General features: G+C 51.6%; 16 protein-coding genes. 9 read left to right on the top strand and 7 right to left on the bottom strand.

The genetic code is table 11. The features are described 5' to 3' along the window. The first annotated feature begins 210 nt into the window (after positions 1 to 210). Both R3I13_RS07795 and R3I13_RS07790 read left to right on the top strand, forming a co-directional pair. The gene (locus R3I13_RS07795) at positions 211 to 1,173 is read left to right on the top strand and encodes a YafY family protein (protein ID WP_346317363.1); all 963 of its coding nucleotides are present in this window, start codon (positions 211 to 213) and stop codon (positions 1,171 to 1,173) included. 48 nt (positions 1,174 to 1,221) lie between these two features. Next, entirely contained in the window at positions 1,222 to 1,830 is a 609-nt protein-coding gene (locus R3I13_RS07790; RefSeq protein ID WP_346317362.1) for a GyrI-like domain-containing protein, read from the top strand. A gap of 43 nt (positions 1,831 to 1,873) precedes the next feature. On the opposite strand, the gene rnc is transcribed toward R3I13_RS07790, so the two are convergent. The 3 genes from rnc to R3I13_RS07775 are packed head-to-tail and all read right to left on the bottom strand — an operon-like array spanning position 1,874 to position 4,119. Beyond that, positions 1,874 to 2,602 (bottom strand): ribonuclease III, encoded by a 729-nt coding sequence (gene rnc, locus R3I13_RS07785; RefSeq protein WP_346317361.1) that lies wholly within the window; start codon positions 2,600 to 2,602, stop codon positions 1,874 to 1,876. Between the two features lie 4 nt (positions 2,603 to 2,606). After that, complete coding sequence (gene fabF, locus R3I13_RS07780) at positions 2,607 to 3,860, bottom strand: beta-ketoacyl-ACP synthase II (protein WP_346317360.1); 1,254 nt, start codon at positions 3,858 to 3,860, stop codon at positions 2,607 to 2,609. A 22-nt stretch (positions 3,861 to 3,882) separates the two neighbouring features. Next, positions 3,883 to 4,119: an acyl carrier protein gene (locus tag R3I13_RS07775; RefSeq protein ID WP_012788038.1), complete on the bottom strand. Its 237-nt coding sequence runs from the start codon at positions 4,117 to 4,119 to the stop codon at positions 3,883 to 3,885. Positions 4,120 to 4,626: 507 nt separating this feature from the next. Here R3I13_RS07775 and R3I13_RS07770 point away from each other — a divergent pair. The 3 genes from R3I13_RS07770 to R3I13_RS07760 are packed head-to-tail and all read left to right on the top strand — an operon-like array spanning position 4,627 to position 10,286. Beyond that, positions 4,627 to 5,727 (top strand): efflux RND transporter periplasmic adaptor subunit, encoded by a 1,101-nt coding sequence (locus R3I13_RS07770; protein ID WP_346317359.1) that lies wholly within the window; start codon positions 4,627 to 4,629, stop codon positions 5,725 to 5,727. Positions 5,728 to 5,777: 50 nt separating this feature from the next. Further along, positions 5,778 to 8,909 (top strand): efflux RND transporter permease subunit, encoded by a 3,132-nt coding sequence (locus R3I13_RS07765; RefSeq protein WP_346317358.1) that lies wholly within the window; start codon positions 5,778 to 5,780, stop codon positions 8,907 to 8,909. Positions 8,910 to 8,957: 48 nt separating this feature from the next. Next, a complete protein-coding gene (locus tag R3I13_RS07760) occupies positions 8,958 to 10,286 on the top strand; it encodes a TolC family protein (RefSeq protein ID WP_346317357.1) in 1,329 nt (442 codons plus the stop codon). A gap of 53 nt (positions 10,287 to 10,339) precedes the next feature. Here the strand turns inward: R3I13_RS07760 and R3I13_RS07755 are convergent, their stop codons facing one another. After that, positions 10,340 to 11,089: a carboxypeptidase-like regulatory domain-containing protein gene (locus R3I13_RS07755; RefSeq protein ID WP_346317356.1), complete on the bottom strand. Its 750-nt coding sequence runs from the start codon at positions 11,087 to 11,089 to the stop codon at positions 10,340 to 10,342. Positions 11,090 to 11,209: 120 nt separating this feature from the next. Here R3I13_RS07755 and prs point away from each other — a divergent pair, with 120 nt between their 5' ends. Both prs and R3I13_RS07745 read left to right on the top strand, forming a co-directional pair. Then, the gene (gene prs / locus R3I13_RS07750) at positions 11,210 to 12,142 is read left to right on the top strand and encodes a ribose-phosphate diphosphokinase (protein WP_346317355.1); all 933 of its coding nucleotides are present in this window, start codon (positions 11,210 to 11,212) and stop codon (positions 12,140 to 12,142) included. 19 nt (positions 12,143 to 12,161) lie between these two features. Further along, positions 12,162 to 12,593, top strand: a complete 432-nt coding sequence (locus R3I13_RS07745; RefSeq protein WP_346317354.1) for a GNAT family N-acetyltransferase — start codon at positions 12,162 to 12,164, stop codon at positions 12,591 to 12,593. Here R3I13_RS07745 and R3I13_RS07740 read toward each other — a convergent pair. The 3 genes from R3I13_RS07740 to R3I13_RS07730 all read right to left on the bottom strand — a co-directional run bounded on the left by R3I13_RS07740 (position 12,569) and on the right by R3I13_RS07730 (position 15,085). After that, positions 12,569 to 13,069 carry a YcxB family protein gene (locus R3I13_RS07740; protein WP_346317353.1) on the bottom strand — a complete coding sequence of 167 codons (501 nt, stop codon included), beginning with the start codon at positions 13,067 to 13,069 and terminating at the stop codon, positions 12,569 to 12,571. The genes R3I13_RS07745 and R3I13_RS07740 overlap by 25 nt on opposite strands. 17 nt (positions 13,070 to 13,086) lie before the next feature. Further along, entirely contained in the window at positions 13,087 to 13,575 is a 489-nt protein-coding gene (locus R3I13_RS07735) for a hypothetical protein (RefSeq protein WP_346317352.1), read from the bottom strand. Between the two features lie 166 nt (positions 13,576 to 13,741). Beyond that, positions 13,742 to 15,085 (bottom strand): alkaline phosphatase D family protein, encoded by a 1,344-nt coding sequence (locus tag R3I13_RS07730; protein WP_346317351.1) that lies wholly within the window; start codon positions 15,083 to 15,085, stop codon positions 13,742 to 13,744. Positions 15,086 to 15,157: 72 nt separating this feature from the next. Between R3I13_RS07730 and R3I13_RS07725 the strand changes: the two genes are divergently transcribed. Both R3I13_RS07725 and R3I13_RS07720 read left to right on the top strand, forming a co-directional pair. After that, positions 15,158 to 15,907: an ATP-binding protein gene (locus R3I13_RS07725; protein WP_346317350.1), complete on the top strand. Its 750-nt coding sequence runs from the start codon at positions 15,158 to 15,160 to the stop codon at positions 15,905 to 15,907. A 559-nt stretch (positions 15,908 to 16,466) separates the two neighbouring features. Further along, positions 16,467 to 16,685, top strand: a complete 219-nt coding sequence (locus tag R3I13_RS07720) for a hypothetical protein (RefSeq protein WP_346317349.1) — start codon at positions 16,467 to 16,469, stop codon at positions 16,683 to 16,685. Positions 16,686 to 16,720 lie beyond the last annotated feature (35 nt).

The raw sequence follows: 16,720 nt of genomic DNA, 5'->3' as shown, positions 1-16,720 counted from the left end.
TATGCTGTAACAGCAACTAGTATTATAAAAATATCTTTTTAGTTGTGTTTGTTACTGGTGGTTAGACGTCCTTATTGATTAAAACATGTGCGTTGAAACACGTTTTTTTCTAACGTTATATCATTTGACCATTTAAAAAGTTCATAGTTTAAATACGTCAAAAAAATCCCCGGGGTTTCCCGGGCATCCGGGAAAATGTAAATTTGAAGCATGAACCGTATAGACCGCCTGACTGCCATACTTGTACAACTCCAGGGGAAAAAGATCGTCAAGGCCCAGGAAATAGCCGACCGCTACAACCTCAGCCTCCGCACCGTTTACCGTGATGTGAAAGCCCTCATGGAAGCCGGAGTGCCCATTGGTTCCGAAGCCGGCACCGGCTATTACATCGTGGACGGCTATCACCTGCCCCCCGTGATGTTTAACCGTACCGAGGCCGCAGCCCTGCTCACCGGGGAAAAGCTCATGGAAAAACACAGCGACCGCTCCAATCACCAGCAATTCAGCAATGCCATGCAAAAGATCAGGGCCGTGCTTCGCGGCAGCGACAAGGATTTTCTCGAATCGCTGGACGATAATATCGCCGTGCTGCGCAGCCCGCGGGTGTCTACAGAAGACGAATTCCCCAACCGTTTCCTCAGCGACATACAAGATGGCGTGGCCCGTCAGCGCGTGCTGTCCATGGAATATTATTCCTATCACAGCGACTCCGTTAGCCGCCGCGAAATAGAGCCCATCGGCATTTTTCACATGCACAGCAGCTGGCACCTGATCGGCTTTTGCCGCCTGCGCAACGATTACCGCGACTTCCGGGCAGACCGGATCAAGAACCTCCACCTTACAGACCAGCAGTTTGACAAGAGCAAACGCATGAGCCTGCAACAATACATTGCCCAGGAATTCAGGGCCGAGCATGAACAGCCGGTGCTGATAAAAATGCGTTTCTCCTACGACATTGCCCGTCACCTCCGTGAACAGAAATATTATTACGGCGTAGTACAGGAGAAGAATGAAGAAAACTACGTCGAAATGCATTTCATGTACCAGCACCCGGACTACTTCGCCCGCTGGCTGCTGATGATGGGCAACGGCGCAACCGTGCTTGAACCGGAAAGCCTGAAAGAAACCGTACGCAAACAGATCAAAATGCTGAGCGAGCATTACAGCTGCTGACATAAGGCTGTCACACCACCGGTGTTCCTTTGCATAAACCGATGACTTATGCAAAAGACTGATCTTTCCAAAGAACAAAAACAATACTACCGCGCCAAAGCCGCTCCGGAACTGATCACCGTTTCCGCGGCCAATTATATTACTGTTGAAGGTGCGGGCGATCCCGCCACCGGCAGGTTCAAAGCGAAGATCAAAGCGCTGTATGCCGTGGCATACAACATCAAAAAGATCAACAAGCTCCAGGACCAGGATTTTAAAGTAGCCGCGCTGGAAGGCCTCTGGTGGGCCGAAAGCGGCGAGCCGGTGACTGAAAGGCCGCGGGAGGAATGGCACTGGAAGCTGCAGATCCAGATGCCGGCGTTCGTTGCAAAGAATGATTTCAAACAGGCGGTGGCGTTGGCCGGGAACAGGAATCCCGCTCACCTCCATGAACTGCAATGGGAAGCGCAGCCCGCCGTACTGGCCGCGCAGATCCTGCACACCGGCTCTTACGATGCTGAAACACCCACCCTTCAAAAGCTGGATGAATATATCCGCCAGCACAACCTGGAGGTAACCGGCGCCCATCATGAGATCTACCTCAGCGATCCGACCAAGACGGCGGCTGAAAAGCTGAAAACGATCCTGCGGTTTGATGTAAAATCTTCAAAGATCTGACATCAAAGCTATCCGTGAATGTTGAAGTGAATTTGAAGCTGTTTTATTTGTCGTCCCCGCCAATCCCCAACAGTTCGATGGCCTGGGAGGCTGCGATCTGGCTGGCGTCTTTTTTATTGAAGGCTTTGCCGGTGCAGATCAGCTCGCCGTTGAGCATGGCGCCTACGGTGAAGATGCGGCGGCCATTGTCCATTTGTTCTTCGATGAGCTCAAACTCCAGCGTTTTGCCGTTCTTGTTGGCCCAGCCGTAAAGCTTGTTCTTGTGGTTCATTTCCACGGTTTCCAGGGCTTCCAGGTCGATGTAGGGAACGAGGATGCGTTTGTGGACGAACTGTTTGGTCTGGTTGTAACCACGGTCCAGGTAAACGGCGCCTACAAGGGCTTCCAGGGTATTGCCGAAGATCTGGCTGATCTTAAGGAAGGAGTTGTATTTGTCGTAGATGGTGAGTTTGCGCAGACCCATTTTGATGGCAATGTCGTTGAGCTGCTGGCGGTTCACGATCTTGGAACGCATCTCGGTGAGATAACCTTCCGTTTTGTAGGGGTATTTTTTGAAGAGGTAGTCGCCGATGATAGCGCCCAGGATGGCATCGCCGAGGTATTCCAGGCGCTCGTTGCTTTCGAGGAATTTCTCTTTGCTGGAGCGGTGGCTAAGGGCTACCTCGTACAAGGACAGGTTACCCGGATGGAACCCGAGTAAATTGTAAAGGTCTTTGTACAGGCGTCTTTTCCCGTAGATGATCTTGTATAAGAAACCTGGAACTATTTTCACACAGTCAAGGAACAAATGTTTTGAAAATAACAGAAGCATTATGCCCGCCGAACCCGAAGGTATTGCTGAGGGCTGCTCTTACTTGTCTTTTTTGTGCTACGTTAAAGGTAAAATTCAACCTGGCATCCAGTTGGGGATCGTCAGTGAAGTGGTTGATGGTGGGGGGCACGAGGCCTTCCAAAATGCTTTTGATAATGGTAATGCTCTCCACAGCACCGGCCGCTCCGAGCAGATGCCCGGTCATGGATTTGGTGGAGCTGATATTCAGTTTGTATGCAGCTTCACCGAATACTTGCTGAATGGCCTTTACCTCCGCAATGTCTCCAAGAGGGGTAGAGGTCCCGTGAACGTTAATATAATCTATGTCTTCGGCCTGGAGGTTGGCATCTTTCAGGGCTGCTTTCATCACGTTCAGCGCGCCCAGCCCCTCGGGGTGGGGTGCGGTGATGTGGTGTGCGTCCGCTGTAGCGCCGCCGCCGGCGAGTTCAACATAGATCTTCGCGCCGCGGGCCATGGCATGTTCGTAGCTTTCCAGCACCAAAGCGCCGGCGCCCTCGCCCATTACAAAACCATCGCGGTCCAGGTCGAAAGGCCTGGAAGCTGTTTTCGGATCGTCGTTCCGCTCGCTCAATGCCTTCATGGCATTAAATCCGCCTACACAAGGTTCATTGATGATGTTTTCCGATCCGCCGGTAATGATCATGTCCGCCTTACCGTAGCGGATGGTGTACATGGCTTCCAGGATGGCGTTGGTAGCGGAGGCGCAAGCCGACACTACCGAAAAGTTAGGGCCCCTGAAACCATGACGCATGGATATATGCCCTGCGGCAATATCCAGGATCAGGCGGGTGATCAGGAAAGGACTGAACCGGGGAGTACCGTCTCCGGCATGGAATTCCTTTAACTCGTTGGTAAAGTTGATCATCCCGCCAACACCTGTGCCCCAAATAACGCCCACCCGGTCCACATCCACAGAATTCCGGTCGATCCTGGCATCTGCCACAGCCTGGTCGGCTGCGATCACGGCTGTTTGTGTGAAAGGGTCCATCTTGCGCGCGTCCTTCTTATCCATATAATTCGCAGGATCGAAGTCTTTCAGCTCGCAGGCAAAGCGGGTTTTGAATTTGGAAGCATCAAACTGCCTGATGTAATCAGCGCCGGATACACCGTTCGCCAATCCCTGCCAGAAGGCATCAACGGAATTGCCGAGCGGTGTCAGCGCGCCTAAACCTGTAACGACTACTCGTCTTGGTTGCATTAAAACAGTTCTGGTTGTTGGATTATTTTACGTGTTCTTCCAGGTAAGCTACTGCCTGGCCAACAGTGGTGATAGTTTCTGCTTGTTCGTCAGGAATGGAGATGTTGAATTCTTTTTCGAATTCCATGATCAGTTCTACCGTATCCAAAGAGTCAGCGCCTAAGTCGTTGGTGAAGCTGGCTTCAGGAGTTACCTCGGCTTCGTCAACGCCTAATTTGTCAATAATGATCTTTTTAACTCTTGATGCAATGTCTGACATAATTTTAAGTGTTTTTGGTTTAAAACTTGACTGCAAAAATATAATTTTTATTCAATTGCCAAGGATATCGGCCAATTTTAACCCAGAATTTCCAATTTACTAACACGCCCGATACCATTGTAATTCCTGCATTTAACGCGCCCTTCGCAGGTTCCAGCGGATTCCATATGCACGAAATCGCTCATGTCTTTTTACGTTTTACATCTCCTTTTATACCCGCTTACACCATTATATATAGTACATAACCGCTACTCCATCCCCCTCCGCCCGCCATTATATACCATTTATGTGTTATGACATATAAGTTGACCATTCAACCTTTTATACCGCCACTTAACCACATTTAAAACCGGATCGCGGAAGGCTTAACGTCCAACTATTATATTTGTCCGGTTATGAAATCCCGTAACTTGCAGCAACGGGCCCGCCATAACTTAACCCGGGGCGAACACTGGCTTCAGACACGGTAATCCGGCAACAGTTAAACATATTATACTCATTTGAAACATGCGAAATAAGACCACTAGAATCGTTCTGTTATTCCTCGTATTGGCAGTAGCCGGCTTCTTTATTTATAAACTGGCCGCGAAAAGCAACAATCCTAAAGAACCCGAAGCCCCCCGCGGAGGCGCAGCAGCAGGAGGAAACAGGGGCGCCGGACCCGGAAGGGCCATCCTCGTAGACGCCTACGTGGTAACCCCCGTCAAGCTCGACGAGAACATCGAAGCCAGCGGTACCCTCCAGAGCAACGAAGAAGTGGAACTCAAACCAGAGATCACCGGCCGCATCACCAGGATATTCTTCAAAGAAGGCGTGAAAGTAAGCAAAGGCACCCTTCTCATTAAATTATATGACGGCGACATCCTCGCGCAGATCCACAAGCTGGAACTGCAACAGCAGTTGGCCAAAACCACCCTCACCCGCCAGCAACAGCTGTTAAAGATCAACGGTATCAGCCAGCAGGATGTGGATGTGACCAGCAACCAGGTGAGCGCTTATGCCGCGGATATCGAATACAACCGCGCCCAGCTGCAGAAAACAGAGATCAGGGCGCCCTTCAGCGGTACCCTCGGCCTGCGCAACGTGAGCGAAGGCGCCATCGTTGGTCCTACTACCGTTATGACCACCCTCCAGCAACTGGACCCGCTCAAAATCGATTTTGCATCGCCCGAGAAATATAAGAACGCCATTCGTAAAGGCGACCCCGTTACCTTTACCGTGGCCGGCGATACAGTTAAATACCGTGGCAGCATTTATGCTATAGATCCCAAGATAGACCTGGCCACCCGCAGCGTGAAGATCCGCGCCATCGTGCCCAATGCTTCCGGCAGGCTGTTCCCGGGCTCTTTCGCCAAAACAACGATCCAGCTGAAAGACAACCCGAACGCCATCATGATACCATCACAGGCAGTCATCCCCGGCACCCGCTTCAAACAGGTGATCGTGGCAGACAGCGGAAAGGCAAAGTTCGTGAACGTGGAAACCGGCATCCGGAACGAAAGCAATGTGCAGATCACGGACGGGTTGCAGGTGGGAGACACCGTGATCACCACCGGTATCCTGCAGCTCAAGCCGGGCATGCCGTTCAAATATAACAAGGTGCAGTAAGTGCGTTGACTATGTGCAACGATCATTGATTAACGCTAACAGATATTATCATGAGTTTACCTTCCATATCCCTCAAACGGCCCGTACTGGCCATTGTGATGAATATCATCATAGTGATCTTCGGCCTCGTGGGCTTTACTTTCCTGGGCGTGCGCGACTTTCCCGCCATAGACCCGCCCGTTGTGAACGTGCGCACCTCCTACCCCGGCGCCAACTCAGACATCATTGAAACGCAGATCACAGAAGTACTGGAAAAAGCCATCAACGGCGTGGCCGGTATTAAAAATATCTCTTCCCTCAGCAGCCAGGGCAGCAGCAACATCACCGTGGAGTTTGAACTCGGCGAAGACCTGGAAGCAGCCACCAACGACGTGCGCGACAAAGTGAGCCAGGCGCAGCGGAACCTCCCGCAAGACCTGGAAGCCCCGCCCGTTGTGTCTAAGGCAGACGCCAACTCGGACGCCATCATTTCCATGACCGTGCAGAGCAATACGCACAACCAGTTGGAGATCACAGAATATGCGACCAACGTGCTGCTGGAAAGGCTGCAAACCATTCCCGGCGTATCCGCCATCCAGGTTTGGGGTGAAAAGAAATACGCCATGCGCATCTGGCTCGACCCTTCGCGCCTTTCAGCCTACAGCCTTACCCCCGGCGACGTGCAGGACGCCCTGGCGCGTGAGAACGTGGAACTGCCTTCCGGCAAGATCGCCGGTAACGCCACAGAGCTCACTGTGCGTACCTTTGGCCGGCTCGATACGGAAGAAGAATTCAACGACCTTATCATTAAGACCGTAAACGGAGCAGAGATCCACCTCCGCGACGTTGGCCAGGCAGTGCTCGGCCCCGAGAACGAAGAAACACAGCTGAAAGAATCCAATATCCCGCAGATCGCGCTGGCGCTTATTCCGCAGCCGGGCTCCAACTATGTGGCCATTTCAGAGGAATTTTATAAAAGATATGCGGACCTGCAAAAAGAAGTGCCCGACGATTACACGCTGAACATCGCGATGGACAATACTGCCTTCATCAAGAAGAGTATCCTTGAAGTACAGGAAACGCTGATCATCGCGCTGGTGCTCGTGATCCTGATCGTGTACCTTTTCTTCCGCGACTGGCTCATGGCCCTCCGCCCGATCGTAGACATTCCCGTTTCGCTGATCGGCGCGTTCTTCATCATGTACGTCTGCGGCTTCACCATCAACATCCTCACCCTGCTCGCCATTGTACTGGCAACGGGGCTTGTGGTGGATGACGGTATCGTGGTAACGGAGAACATCTATAAAAAGATCGAAGCGGGTATGCCCAAAATGCGCGCCGCCAAAGAAGGCTCCGAAGAGATCTTCTTCGCAGTAATCGCCACTTCCATAACGCTTGCATTCGTATTCCTTCCTATTATCTTCCTCCAGGGCTTCGTGGGAAGCCTCTTCCGGGAATTCGGCATCGTAGTGGCCGGCGCGGTACTGATCTCCGCATTCGTATCGCTCACGCTCACGCCTGTACTGAACGTTAAGCTCGCGCGCAAAACACATAAACATTCCTGGTTCTACGAAAAAACAGAACCTTTCTTCAGCGGCCTCGAAAACGGTTATAAACGCTCGCTGGAAGCGTTCATGAAAGTGCGCTGGATGGCCTTCGTGGTGATCGCGGGATGCCTTGTGATGATCTATTTCCTGTTCAGCAACCTGCAATCAGAACTGGCGCCGGTGGAAGACCGCAGCACGTTCCGCCTTTCCGTCACCACGCCCGAAGGCACCTCCTACGACGCCATGGACAAATACGTGACCAGCCTCGTGGATTTCATGATCGATTCCATCCCGGAAAAGAAAGTGATCCTTTCCGTGACAGCGCCCGGCTTCTCCGGCGCCGGCTCGGTGAACACCGCTTTCTCTTTTGTAACGCTGCCGGAGCCGAAAGACAGGACCCGTTCGCAGAAAGATATCGTGAACATGGTGAACCGCAACATGTACCGCTTCCCGCAGGGCAAGGTATTCGCCATCGAGCAGCAAACTATCCAGGTGGGCCGCCGCGGTGGTCTTCCCGTAGCTTTTGTGCTGCAAAACGTGAACTTTGAAAAACTCTCCGCCGTGATCCCGAGGTTTATGGACGAGGCTTCCGCCAATCCTGTGTTCCAGGGCGTAGACGTAGATCTCAAGTTCAACAAGCCCGAGCTGCGCATTTCCATTAACCGAGCAAAAGCAAGCGAGCTGGGCGTTTCAGTGGCTGATATTTCTTCCACCCTCCAGCTTGCATTGAGCAACCGCCGCTTCGGGTATTTCATCCGCAACGGTAAACAATACCAGGTAATGGGCCAGGTGTTCCGCGCAGACCGCGACGATCCTGTTGACCTGCAAAGCATCTACGTGCGCAATACCCGCGGCGAAGCCATCCAGCTGGACAACCTGGTGACCATCCAGGAAGAAACAAGCCCGCCGGTGATCTATCACTTTAACCGTATGAAATCCGCCACCATCTCCGCCGGTCTTGCCCCGGGCAAAACCATCGGCGACGGTATAGACGCCATGAATGCCATTTATGCGAAACTGCAGAAAGAAGGCGTGATAGACGAATCGTTTGCCACCGCGCTCAGCGGCTCCAGCCGCGACTATGCGGAGAGCGGCTCCAATACCATGTTTGCCCTCCTGCTGGCGCTGGTGCTCATTTATCTCGTACTGGCCGCGCAGTTCGAAAGCTGGGTGGATCCTTTCATCATCATGCTTACCGTGCCCATGGCGTTTGCCGGCGCATTCCTTTCACTCAAGCTGTTCGGCCAAACCTGGAACATCTTCTCCCAGATCGGGGTGATCATGCTGATAGGGCTTGTAACGAAGAACGGTATCCTGATCGTGGAATTTGCCAACCACATGCGCGACGCGGGCAAACAGAAAATGCGCGCTGCGGTGGATGGCTCCGTGATGCGCCTTCGCCCGATCCTGATGACGAGCCTCGCGATGGCGCTGGGCGCGCTGCCTATCGCCATGAGCCTTGGCGCGGCGTCTACCAGCCGTATACCGCTTGGTATCGTAATTGTCGGCGGCATCATGTTCTCCCTCGTGCTCACGCTGTATGTGATCCCCGCGATCTATACTTTCCTGAGCCGCAGGGGCAAGCTCAGCGGGGCTGACGAAGAAACCGCGGAACAGGCGTCACCCGAAGCAGCCGCCTCCGTATCTCACGCATAAGAAAAAGAATCATCGCTCCCGGCAACGGGAAACGGTAAACTGAATAAAATGAAATTGAACAGAAAATTATTGACGGGGATATTCTTTCTTCAGCTGGCGGTAAGCGCCAAAGCACAGCAACAGGTGCTTACGCTGGAGCAGGCGATAGACCTGGGTTTAAAGAATAACTTCGACATACGGCTGGCCCGCAACGACGCGGACGTGGCAGCCAACGACAACGCATACGCCAACTTCGCATTCGCGCCGCGCCTGAATGGCACCGCTTCACAGGTATGGACCAATACGGCTACCAAGCAGGAATTCGGCAACGGCACCAAAAGAGATACCAGCGGCATCAAGAACCGGCAGCTGCAGGCGGCCGTAAACCTCAACTGGACGCTGTTCGACGGGCTCAAGATGTTCGCCACGCGCAACCGCATACAAGCTATCGAGATATTGGGCGAGTTGAACGTGAAGAACCAGGTGGAAAATTCCATCGCCAACATTATCAACAGCTATTATAACATCGCCCAGCAAAAGCAGCAGCTGCGCGCATTGGCCGAGCAGATGAGCATTTCAGACGAACGGGTAAAACTCTCCGACGCCAAGTTCCAGACCGGCCTCGCGCCTAAAACAGACTGGCTGCAGGCCAAAGTGGATTACAACGCGCAGCGCGCCAACTGGCTCCGCCAGCAAACGGCCATCGAGCAAAGCAAAGCCGCGCTCAACCAGCTGCTGGGCATTGCAGACGGGAACCTCAATTACGATGTGAACGACAGCATCCCTGTAAACCTTTCCCTTTCCTATGGCGAAATACTGCAGGACCTGCCGAACACCAACCCGCAAATGCAGGTAGCCCGCCAGAACCTCGAAATATCAAAGCTGGTGCTGAAAGAAAGGAAAGGCGATTTTTACCCGGTGATCGCTTTCAACTCCGCATACAATTTCACGCAATCCAATGCCAGCGCGGCGGTGAACCAGTTCAGCCCGATATTCAACCAGAACAGGGGTTTCAACTACGGCTTCTCCGCCACCGTTCCCATATTCAATGGCCTCAACGCACACCGCGCGCTGAAAGCGGCCAAGCTGGATATTTCCTACCAGCAGCTGGCAATGGAAAACACGCAGTCGCAGGTGAACCTCTTGCTTACGAATGCTTTCAAGGATTATGAATATTACAAGATGGCCTTAACGCTGGAGCAGGAAAGCGTGGACCTTGCGCGCGAGAATACCATGGTGGCGCTGGAGCGTTTCAGGCAGGGCGTGTCTACCACGCTGGAAGTAAAAGAAGCGCAGCAAAGCCTTGAACTGGCTGCCTACAGGCTCATCCAGGCGAGGTATAATACGAAGGTGGCGGAAACGGAGCTGCACAGGCTGAAAGGTTCCCTGTTGAAATAAGAAATTCGAATCAATAAAAAAGCGGCTCAGGGGCCGCTTTTTTATGCATATTGTTATTGTGCCGGTGTAGTGTCTTTCGGTAGTATTCCCTGCTGTTTCTGGTATTTTTCAAACGCCTGTTTGATGAACAGCATCAGGTCGTAATCCGATGCACTCAGCAGGAAATTGTAAGAAGGGCGGTAACGCAGCATGAAGGAATCCAGCTCCGGGCTTTCCAGTTTGGTCATGCGCTGCACCAGGTCAGGATTGTAGCGGTGATCGATATGTTTTTCCTCTTCCCAGTATTTCAGCTGTTCCCCGAATGCTTCTTTGCGTTTGCGGGCTTTGCTGGGAATGAGGTAACTCAGTGCCGTGATGGGATTGGAAGGCAGTGTTTTCAACACATCCAGTGCACCGGGCCGTTTGTAGCCGAAGTATTTTTCGTATTCGTCGCGCATAGCCAGCGAGTCCTGCTTATAAATGCGGCCGCGGATGTTGACCCCCTGCAGCCCGAAGATGTGCCGTTTCATTTGCACGTTCTGGGTGCCTGAAATGCCCGGCGCCACGATCTGGGTGCGCACGTAGCTGATCATGGTAAACTCGATGGTATCGCCCGGCAGCGCCTCGATGTAATAACGGCCGGTTTCGTTGCTCACGGTGCCCATGCCGGAGCGCTTATTCCAGATACTGACAGAGGGCAGGCCCGTGCGGGTGTCCGCATCGGTTACCATCCCCATCAGGCGGACCTGGGCAGCGGCTTCCTGTAAACCCGGTATTAAGAACAAGGCCAGTGCAACAGTGTATCTGATCAGAACATGCTTCATACTATTCAATCAAAATTAGCGTTCCCGGATCAAAAGAAACGTTAAAAATATTTATCACACAAGTCCGCCAATGCCGCAGATTTGCCTAAATTCGGCAAACAACCATTCAAATACTGCGCCATGGCCCGAAAGATACTCTTTTGCACCCAACGGTACCTCTACCTGAAAGAACGCATTCTGTCCCTGGCCCCGGACGACTGGGAAGACGGGCAAATGACCATCCGCGACTTCCCGGACGGGGAACATTACCATCGTATAACCAGCAACGTTAGCGGAAAAGAAGCGGTGCTCATCGGCGGAACAATAGACGATAAGGAAACCCTCGAGCTCTTCGACATTGCCCATGGCTGCATACAGAACGGGGCGCTGTGCATCAGCCTTGTGATCCCCTATTTCGGGTATTCCACCATGGAAAGGGCTGTAAAATACGGCGAAATCGTGAAAGCCAAGAACCGCGCCATCCTTTTCTCCGCCCTGCCCACCACTTCGCTGGGCGCAAAGGTGATACTGATCGACCTGCATGTAGACGGCATTTCCTATTATTTCGAAAGCAATATCCGCCCTGTGCATCTCTATGGCAAAACCTTCGTGCGCAACGCCGCCCTCGAAATAGCCCGTGGCAGGCCGTTCGTAATGGCCAGTACAGACGCAGGCCGCGCCAAATGGGTGGAATCCCTGGCCAACGATCTTCATGTTTCCGCTGCGTTCGTCTTCAAAAAGAGGCTTTCCGGCGAAGAAACCGACATTACTGCCATCAGCGCCAATGTGCAGGACCAGCTCGTCATCATTTACGACGATATGATCCGTACCGGCGGCTCCCTGCTGCAGGCCGCGGCAGCTTACCGTGAAGCGGGCGCCGGCAGCATTGCCGTGATCACGACCCATGGCATCTTTGCGGGCAACGGCTTTGAAAAGATCAGGAACAGCGGGCTGGTGGAAAAACTGGTGTGTACAGACACGCATCCTAACGCCCTGCAGATCAGCGATCCCTTCCTGGAGGTGAAATCCGTTGCCCCGCTGATACTCGAATATTTCCAGGAAGTGCCTGTATGAGAAGCCATAACTTTGCCGCATGTTAACGATCCGGACCATAGAATACGGCAGTTGCGACTACCACGATATGGTGGCCTTGCGCGATAAGATACTGCGCCGCCCGCTCGGCCTCACTTTTTCACCTGAATATTTACAGCAGGAGATCTCAGACGTGCTCATCGGCGGTTTTGAAAATGAGCAGATCATCGGTTGCTGCATACTCAGCCCGGTGGATGAAAACACTGTGCAGTTAAGGCAGATGGCGGTAGATGAAACCATGCAGAGGAGCGGCACGGGAAGCAAGATCCTCGCTTTCGCGGAACAGCAGGCACGGGCCAGCGGTTTTTCGGAACTGATGATGCATGCGCGTAAAGAAGCGGTGCCTTTTTATGAAAAAAACGGCTACCAGGTGCGCGGTGAAGAATTTACGGAAGTGAATATCCCGCACTATGAAATGTTCAGGCGGCTGTAATCTTTGAAAGTGGATTGCATCAGCGAACTGAAACCGTTGCGGGCTTCTTCGTTCTCGAATGCACTGGTGGGAATGAGAAAAAATGTGCGTTTATCGCGGTAAATAAAAAAGAAATTCCGCGTTTCTATGATCTGTGAAAATATTCTCCACGGCATGCTGCGCTCTCCCTGCCCGGTTGAAATGGCCATGCCTTCTTCGTTATAACGCAGGCGGATACTGTCTTTGAAAGTAGCTGCCTTATTGTAAGTAGAAACCGGCAGCAAATACCAGAAAGCCCAGCCCAACACGACCATCATGGCGCAAATGCCGAGCAGGGCATTAAAATTCACCACGTTAAACAGGTAACCCGTAATTGTGGCAATCAATAAAATTATGAGGGTATTGCGAAATACTTTGATCTCGCCCCGGCGGAGAAAGTGAAATCGTAATGCATTAATAACCTCTTCCTTGTTGTAAGTGAACTGTAGCAAATGCATTCAACGAACTTACGAAATTATTTTGAAGCGGTCAAAGACATTGGTGCGTCCAGGTCGTCGCAGGTGGACACTGGCGCGTTGTTTTTGCGTACGGAAGAAGTAACGTTACGTTTATCGCTGAGGTCTTCTTCATTAAGACCAGGGAAGTTCTTCTTGATGAATTTCAGGTATTGCTGCAGCACTTTGGGATCTACCTTGAACGGCGCCACCACATCCTGGCCGTCGTCGCCTTTCAAAGGAGTGTTGCTGTTCACGCGGGTTTCATTCTGTAAATACCATTTATACAGGTCAACGATGGCCTTTTGCATTTCAGCTTCTTCCACCTTTTCCACTTTGTTGGAAGATTGAGGCAAGCCCCAAATAAAGTCTTCCACCCTCGTAGCGGTTTTGGCTTTTGCACCCTTGTCCGGCTTGTCGCCGTTGTTGTTTGTTTTATCGCCATTATGGGCGAACGCTGCAGCGGTTGTAACTGTACCCAGTATCAACATGAACAACAGCTTTTTCATACGGGTAAGATTTAATGACCTAAAAATACAAAATAACTGAGATATTTTACCCCTAATTGACGAACAGGTACTTCTACGGTACAAACTGCACATATCCAGGTACTAATCGTGTGGGTTTGTACTTAAAAGACGACCATCCAGCCCAAAAGTTGCAGCTTCCCGGAAATTATTTCATCAGTTCCTGCTGGTTCACCTCAAAATTGCCCAAAACCTGCTTCCCCTTATCCATGAACTCCAGCTTCAGCCACCGCCCTCCTTTGGGGCCGGAAACGCTGATCCGTGCGAAGTTCTGGGTCACCACCAGCGTACCAGGCACGCGGTATGGATTGTTTTTTTCATTCCCCAGGAGCACCCCGCCCACCCCGGAAGTAAGCGGTGAACTGGTAATGTCATAAAGCGGGTAATTGTTTTCCCGGGGCAGCTTTATCACCTCCGAATGGTGTCGGTCCCCGGTCAGGAAAAGGATGCCGGGAATGTGATTCTGGTCCAGGAAATTCATAAAATCATGATATTCAACAGGAAAGTGATGAAAACTGTCAAAAATTGAAATAGGATTGAGCGCCTGGCTGCCGGTTACGATGATCTTAAAGGAAGCATTGCTGGTGAGCAGCGCGTTCTTCAGCCACTCCATCTGCTGGTCGCCGTACATTTTTTTAGTAGGATTGGGCTGGCCATTGATGCTGTCTGGCAGCTCGCCCGCGCTGGACCAGTACCGCCCGTCCAGCAGGAAAAAGTCTACATCGCTGAAGCTGTAGCGGGTATAAATGCCTTTGCCTTCTTCCCCGAAACTGGGGTTGGGCCAGTATTGGGAGAACACTTCGCGGCTTTGATCGCGGAAGATGTAGGATTTATTGGCGTTGTTGGGGCCGTAGTCGTGATCGTCCCAAACGGCGTAATGGGGCATGGCCTGGAGGAACCGCTGCAATACTGGCAGCGACCGGTCGCGGTGGGCGCGGTATTGCAGGCCTGGTACGGAGTGGAAGTCTGCGTCGCGGGTATACCAGTTGTCGCCCAGCCACATCATAAAATCGGCCGGCACCGCGGCCATGGTCTCAAAAATAGAAGAATCGTTGCCATAGGGTTTCCCCGGGCGGTCGTATGCCGGTTCATTAAAATAAGCGCAGGAACCGGTGAGAAAGCTGAAATCAGGCGCAGGCTGGCGGTATTGCCAGAGCGTTTTGGTGGTAAAGGCGGATCTTTTCACGGCCTTCCCGTCCAGCAGCACTTCATATTCATAAGCCGTGCCCGGTTCCAGGTTCACGAGCTGTATCTTAACAGGATTGTAGCGTTTGCCCAGTTCGCCGGTAAAACGTTCCGTCCTGGCCGCGGCCGGTTTTCCCTTTTCGTAATACCGGATAGCAGCCTGCTTCACGGCAGAACCCGCTTCCAGCCAGATAATAACGTCGCGCAGCTCAACAGAACCGGCCATGGGGCCAGCAATGAGGGCCTTTTGCTGGGCCGCGGCGGGCAATATCCAGAGGAGCAGGAATAAAAGGGAGGCGAATCGCATGGGATAGTATTTTGTCAAATATAATATTCCCGTTTCCCGCGGAGAAGGGGATTTTAAATAATTTTACGTTAAATGGAAGCATATATCAACTGGAGCGGGGGCAAAGATGCCGCTTTTGCCCTCTGGCAGCTGCGGCAAACGCCCGGGTACGAAGTGCGGCACCTGTTCACCACTTTAAGCGGAGCATTCCGCCGCGTGTCTATGCACGGGGTGCGGGAAGAACTGCTGGACGAGCAGGCCCGGCAAACGGGACTCCCGGTGAAAAAGGCCTTCCTGCCGGAACACGCTTCCATGGAGGATTACAATCGCATAATGCATGAAGCGCTGGGTGAATTCCAGGCTTCCGGGATACGCCACGCCGTGTTCGGCGACATTTTCCTGGAAGACCTGCGGGCTTACCGGGAAAGCCAGCTGGCGCAGGCGGGCATGGAAGGGGTGTTCCCGCTATGGAAGCAGGACAGTGCTACGCTGGTCCGGGATTTCATCGCGGCGGGCTTTAAAGCGGTGATAGTATGCGTAAACGCGAAATATTTACCGGCTTCCTTTGCCGGGAGAATAATAGATGAAGCCTTCCTCGCCGATCTGCCCCCGGGAGTGGATCCCTGTGGGGAAAACGGCGAGTTCCACAGTTTTGTGTTCGACGGCCCCCTGTTTGCCGCTCCCGTGCCGTTCACCATCGGCGAAACGGTAGAGCGGGTGTATTCCCCGGCGGCGAACCAGGGTAGTAATTGCTATAAAGATGATGGTGATAACTGTTTTCAAAAGGAAGAACCCGGTAATTGGGATACCCGTTTCTATTTCTGCGACCTGCTGCCGGCATAATTGGTGGCAAACTCTTCTTTTTTACTGAACCTCCCCCTATAAAAGAACAAAAGCAATGGATTAATCCATTGCTTTCGAGAGTCATTTACTGTGCAAGAAGATTCTCGCGGTGTAGGAATATTTGGTTTTTCATAGGACAGTAACCATATAAAAAATTAATACTTTAACAAATATAAAAATAATCAAATAACTACAATCGCTTTCGTTTATATATTCAAAAAACGCAAAAATTGCTTTTTAAAATAGATTTTTTAAAACTGAATAGCCTTTTTTTGAATAGAATCGAATAAAAAATCATTGCCCTGACAAACTTGGTTCTGCCTACCGCAGTGATTTGTTAATAAAAACAGCCTTTTTTGTTAATTCGTATGGAGCTATAGCGGAAACCCAGGCTGGGAGAGACTTTTTTTGTTAACGCTCCAAAATGTCCAGTAAAATCAGGAGGTAGCAAAATGACCATTAAACAGCTGTAAACCCGCTCTTTATGATCTCAATTGGTAAAATAAAAACCCGGAGAATTGAAAGTGAATAAAGGCAAAAGATACTTTTCCCGCTCAAAATGATGTTTTTTTTACCCGGCAGAAATACATTTGAACCTCCGCCATTTTTTTCAAAAAAAATTTCCCCGGCGACGCAAAATGCACTGCAATTTATCCGCACAACAAAAATTAAAATGAAGGAGAGAAAAAGGGGAGCTTTTTTAAAAGCCTTTGTGGAAGCGGGTATAAAAGAAAAAGGGCACTTAGAAAAGCGCCCTCAATTTGTTACTATCCTATGAAAACCCTATTTGTATACAAAGGTATATCTATGTTA

The organism is Chitinophaga sp. YIM B06452 (assembly GCF_039655965.1).
Taxonomy (GTDB): domain Bacteria; phylum Bacteroidota; class Bacteroidia; order Chitinophagales; family Chitinophagaceae; genus Chitinophaga.
Note: the sequence above shows the minus strand (reverse complement) of the source record. Positions and strands in the feature narration are given on the sequence as shown.